The following is a 4,731-nucleotide window of genomic DNA, read 5'->3' on the forward strand; positions in this document are numbered from 1 at the left end:
GAGATTCTCCGAAAAAAGACGAACTGGGGCCGAAGGTAAAGACCAGGGATTTGGTGCGGATCCTGCACGGCGAGGGGTATTCGGTCCCACAAATCACGGCTGCCCTTCGCATCAACCGCACTTATGGGTATGCTCTGCTCAAGGAGTACCAGCCCAAAAAGCGTGAGCGCTCTGACGAAGCGGCGCTTCGTCAGAAGATCCAGGAGCTTTGCGGAGTTTCCGACCAACGGGTACCGCCGAATCCGGGTTTGGCTGTACAAGCGGCATCAGCTTCGTGTCAACCACAAGCGCGTGTACCGCATCATGAAAGAGTTGGGGTTGTTAACCCGTTCCAAAGGAGGAACGGCGAGTAGAAAAAAGCAATCGGGTCGGATCCCGGTCACCGGCTCAAATCAGCATTTTCAAGTCGACATGACGAAGATATGGTGTGGGCGTGATGGCTGGGGTTACCTGTTTGCCGTCATCGACGCTTAATCGTAGGCTATTCCTTCTCACGGTTCTGCAGAACCGATGAGCTTCTTTCTGCTGTCAATCAAGCACTGGAAAAACGTTTCCCTCAAGGAGTCAAAGGCCGTGGCCTGACAATTCGTAGTGACAATGGTTGCCAAATGACCAGCAGACGATACGTCAAAGCTCTTCAAGATGCCGGAATTAAGCAGGAGCGAACGGGTTACAACAACCCTGACACCGATGCTTACATTGAGCGTTGGTTCCGGACGCTGAAAGAGGAAACGGTTTGGCTTCAGGAATACTCCTCTTTCCTGGAAGCCAAAAAAGATATCGACCGCTACATCCGATTCTACAATGCGGAGCGACTGCATTCTGCATTAGGATATCTGTCTCCAAAAGAATTTCGTCAACTTTTATCTTCAAATGCGACTTAAATGTCTGGACTTTTGGGGTTCATTAAGTGATCTCGCCCCCATCAAGCTCTCATACACCTCGAGTGAGCGCACTTCCACTTCGTGATGCGGGATTTGTTTTGCACGCGGTCGGGGGACAGGGAGTCCCTGTGCGGTAACAAGCCCTTTGTACTGGTTAGGGCAAGGGACAACGGCTCTGGATTTTCCCACTTTTTCATGACGAGTAATCTGTTTCGAACCAATCCAAATTTCCACATGGCCGTTCCGTTCACAGACCGTTGCTTCACGACCGCTGTAGTGCCAGGGGACCCCATATCGTACTCCGTCATAACTGACGAACCCGTCTTGACTGACACGGCGTCTTTCGCGCAGATACGGGTTCCAGCGGTCGAGGTCAGGAAGCAGCTTTAGATTTTCCTGCTTCAGACGGTCACAAGGTCGCTCGCCAGTCGTTCCATGAACACGCCGGTTTTTCTCGTCACACCACGCCGCAGCTTGCCGGTTCAGATTTCCAGATCCATGAAGCGGCGCCCTGGCAGGAAGTTTTCCTTTACAAACCGGATGCTGCGTTCCACCTTGCCCTTGGTTTGCGGACGCCGAACGCGGCATACCAGCGGGATAAACCCTGCTGTTGCCGCGAAGTCGGCAAACAGCCCATGCCACCGGGGCTTTCGGTCGTCCCCCATGCCCAAGATCACCGTTTTCATTCGATCCGTTAGAACTATGTCTGGAATCCCGCCGAAATACTCAAACGCATGAACCAGGCAGCGGAGGAAACTGTGGATGTCGCAGCGCTTGGCAAACTCCACATAGATCGCTCGGGAGTAGCCGAGAACCATGACAAACACAGGCACTTTGTGGACTTGACCCTCCGGGTCCACGTATTCACAGATCCCCCAGTCTACCTGGGCTTGTTCCCCAGGGCGGGATTCATACCGTTGAACTGCAGGGAGCTGTTTGGGAGGACAGAAATCCTTGACATAGTCTTTAAGAATAGTTCGACCGCCTTGGTAGCCTTGCTCACGGAGAAGCCGGAAAAGGACTTCGCAGTTGTAGATGCCTTGATCCATGTACTGGTGCAGAAGCGACTTGAAGGGATTCAACTTGGATGGCCGTTTTCCCCGGGGCTTCCGCTCCGGAAGCCCCTCTGCACGAAGATACCGCCGGACGGTATTGCGGGCATGTCCCGTTTCTCTCGAAATCGCCCGAATACTCTTGCCAATCGCCTTCGATTCGTGTAATTTAATCACAGTCCCACTCCTTAGCATAATTCTCCCTCCGAAGAAATGTAGCGGTTTCGTTCGAAGGGGATTATTCGACGGGAGTGGGTCAATTCTTTTTCGGCGATCCTGGGTCAATTATACGCCGTCGGTAACAAACAGATTAATATTTATGAAATTACCGTTTTGTATGAACACATTGATCTGAGCCTTGTGGCCATTCATATTGACTACCCAAAGTTTATTGAATCCTTCTTTCAGCAAACCTTGTTGATCAGCATCTCTAATAGCATTTACAGCTCTTTGAATAATATCAAATTTATTGTTTCCTATCTCCCCCCCTCCACTTAACATAAGATCAAAAAAGGACAGGCTGACCTTTGGTCAAATCTGTCCCTCAAAAGTAATATCTATTCTTTTCCATTTAAAGAACAGTTTCTTAGAGTTAATCGAAACACTGGGCTATTTTTTGAATTCTTTTTTCATAAAAATCTAATTAAGTTCTTGGATTATAGTCTATATGAACAAATTCAAGCCCCTTTAGAACATTAGTAATTCTTTTTGAAAGATCTTCAATTTCTTCAGAGGTTAATTCATTTTCTAGTTGACTCAGATTAACGCTCGTTAGCTCTTTTTTAATCGCTTCAATATTACCAACAAATACCTTTTCGTGGGTTAATACGATCTCACCTAATGCAATATGAACTAGCAAACTCTCTGTTTTCCCCTCATTACAAACTGTTTCAAACTCATAAAAGGTTCTTGCAACAGCATACCTATAACCTATATTTTTTCTCAAGAAATCTTCGTAAGTTTCTTTCACAGCCTCAAGCAACTCATGATATTCCCAATCCTTCAACAAATAACCCTCCAGTATTAAGAATAAAGATTATTTTATTATCCTATTACCATTATTATGGACAATATCTAATTTAATGTTTGGATATTTTTTAGCAAACTCTGCTATTACTCTACTACAACTCGCACAGGTGTCTAATTCTGTGAATAACTTAATCTCCCCAGTAGCTTTTGTATTATCACCTAGTCTAGCTGCAATATCATTAAGGATTTTATATTCTGTATCTGAATCCCTAAGAAATATATCTCCACTCCCATTCCCCTTTGTGAACCTTATCCCGAAGTTTCACTAAAGCCCTCCTTTAATCTATGCTTTTGTGTATTCTAAAACCTTATCATCAAGCTGATGAACACATCGCCAAAATTATATGAATAATAAATAGATTCCTCCGAGAAAATGTGTGCCGTGTCATCCGGCGGTAGATCCCTTCCATAGGAAGGAGAAGTTCGGAAGAAAAGGCTTCTGGGTCAAGTGGTTCACCTGGCGGTTAAGACCAAAGGGGACAAAAGCATACCACTAAAGCGGAAACTGCCAGAAGTCGTGTATGGCTTTGTCCTGCAAGACCCGCACGTGGCAAAGGCTAAACTGCCTCGCCTAAAACTCGGGGTTACCAGTATAGGACGATTCAATTTTTGTCATCTGAATATTTTAGACACAACAAGTCATAAGCTGTACGCTAAGGTAAAGTTATCTTAATAAAGCGCGTCATTATTTCCAGTTATGACGTGAACTTTTGCCTTAGCGTACGATTTTCCGTACGGTGACCCTATGTGCCTATTGTGTCACAAAGAAATACTATTGGAATAGGATCTAGGGAGCACCAAGCTACGGATTAGAGGAGATGATGTGATGAAATCGGTATGTGTATATCGCTACAAAACCTATTTTCGAAAAATGGAACTGGCCGTAACCATGACTGAACTGGCTAAAGGTCTTCTCGGGCGCACAACAGCCGGCAGTGGAATGTTTCTCATGGGGGCCACAGCGATCCACACGTATCAGATGAAATTTCCTATCGATGTCGTCTATTTAAACCAACAAGGATTAGTGGTCGGTTTAGAGGAAAAATTGATGCCTAACCAAAACGGTGCTTATTTTGAAGGTACGGCGCATGTGGTTGAATTTAACCCGGGTACCATCCGAAAATACCAGATCAAAGTTGGAGAACGATGGTATTGGAAAATTGCCATATAGGGGTCAACGTACGATTTTCCGTACAGGTGACCCCTTGAATCTATCTCTCGTCTTGGCCGCCAGACAATTGATGTTTTGCAACTCATTGAACAGCTTGAAAAGATGGGCGTTAAGTAGTTGAGAAACTGGAAAGTTTTCAACATGATCAGAAACCCAATTGAGAAAAGGAATTTCATGCTTTTTCTTTTGCCCAGACGAATTATTTATCTAACTCTTTAGGCGTTAGGTTGCTTTTTAGTCTTGGATAAACCGTTTCCTAAATGCTTGGCAAAGTGGATACCTCCTATGAGGATTGTTTTGTCTCAAAAAATGATTGAGGCTATTTGTTTTCTAAAATCCTGTTAAAAAACAATAGCGTTTAAAGCCCGAGTTTGTGTGGTAACACTGGTAAGACCCGTACTTGTATTAACCTGAATGGTGACTGTATAAGTAACGGAAGTGGAAATATTGTCATTCCACGTAAGAGTGGGAATTTCGGAAAGAATAGTTCCTGCAATTATAATGACCCCATACGCTTCCAGACGAAAGATAAAGTATAATGGAAGGAAGCAAGAAAGGGGTCGTTTTTTATGGGGCGGCGAAAATGGACTGCTGA

Annotated in this window: 4 protein-coding genes and 2 pseudogenes; 3 read left to right on the top strand and 3 right to left on the bottom strand. The window is 45.1% G+C overall.

Annotation, left to right across the window (positions count from 1 at the left end; translation table 11 throughout):
* Window positions 1-228: 228 nt before the first annotated feature.
* Window positions 229-321, top strand: a pseudogene (locus I8U17_RS19025) (IS3 family transposase); the annotation flags it as partial.
* A 119-nt stretch (window positions 322-440) separates the two neighbouring features.
* Window positions 441-884, top strand: coding sequence for an integrase core domain-containing protein (locus tag I8U17_RS18975; protein ID WP_198059953.1), 444 nt, complete (start codon window positions 441-443; stop codon window positions 882-884).
* Here I8U17_RS18975 and istA read toward each other — a convergent pair.
* The 3 genes and pseudogenes from istA to I8U17_RS17705 all read right to left on the bottom strand — a co-directional run bounded on the left by istA (window position 870) and on the right by I8U17_RS17705 (window position 3,218).
* Window positions 870-2,131 (bottom strand): annotated as a pseudogene (gene istA, locus I8U17_RS17695) (IS21 family transposase). The gene I8U17_RS18975 and the pseudogene istA overlap by 15 nt on opposite strands.
* Before the next feature lie 448 nt (window positions 2,132-2,579).
* Window positions 2,580-2,942 carry an Imm3 family immunity protein gene (locus I8U17_RS17700; RefSeq protein WP_198056615.1) on the bottom strand — a complete coding sequence of 121 codons (363 nt, stop codon included), beginning with the start codon at window positions 2,940-2,942 and terminating at the stop codon, window positions 2,580-2,582.
* A 30-nt stretch (window positions 2,943-2,972) separates the two neighbouring features.
* Window positions 2,973-3,218 (bottom strand): deaminase domain-containing protein, encoded by a 246-nt coding sequence (locus I8U17_RS17705; RefSeq protein WP_198059954.1) that lies wholly within the window; start codon window positions 3,216-3,218, stop codon window positions 2,973-2,975.
* A 573-nt stretch (window positions 3,219-3,791) separates the two neighbouring features.
* On the opposite strand from I8U17_RS17705, the gene I8U17_RS17710 reads away from it, so the two are divergent.
* Complete coding sequence (locus I8U17_RS17710; protein WP_198056619.1) at window positions 3,792-4,136, top strand: DUF192 domain-containing protein; 345 nt, start codon at window positions 3,792-3,794, stop codon at window positions 4,134-4,136.
* Window positions 4,137-4,731: the final 595 nt, after the last annotated feature.

The organism is Thermoactinomyces sp. CICC 10521 (genome assembly GCF_016055135.1).
Classification (GTDB): Bacteria; Bacillota; Bacilli; order Thermoactinomycetales; family Thermoactinomycetaceae; genus Thermoactinomyces_A; species Thermoactinomyces_A daqus.